This window comes from Micrococcus sp. GbtcB5, assembly GCF_019091605.1.
Taxonomy (GTDB): Bacteria; Actinomycetota; Actinomycetes; order Actinomycetales; family Micrococcaceae; genus Micrococcus; species Micrococcus luteus.
Genome location: NZ_JAGXJK010000507.1, coordinates 1 through 234, shown reverse-complemented (window position 1 = coordinate 234; position 234 = coordinate 1). Strand labels below are relative to the sequence as shown.

1 pseudogene is annotated in these 234 nt (G+C 71.4%); it reads left to right on the top strand.

From position 1 onward, the window contains the following. A pseudogene (locus KVS67_RS13280) lies at positions 1-234 on the top strand (phosphoglucomutase, alpha-D-glucose phosphate-specific); the annotation flags it as partial.

Sequence of the window (234 nt, the reverse complement as noted above, 5' to 3'; positions counted from 1 at the left end):
CCCATGGGCGGGGCGTTCGTGGCGTACTGGGGCGGGATCGCCGACCGCCACGGGCTGGATCTGACCGTGGTGAACCCGGAGGTGGGCCCGCGGTTCGGGTTCATGACCCTGGACTGGGACGGCAAGATCCGCATGGACTGCTCGTCGCCGAACGCGATGGCCACGCTGATCGAGCGGATGACCCCGGACGCGGACGGGCAGGCGCCCTTCGACGTCGCCACCGGCAACGACGCC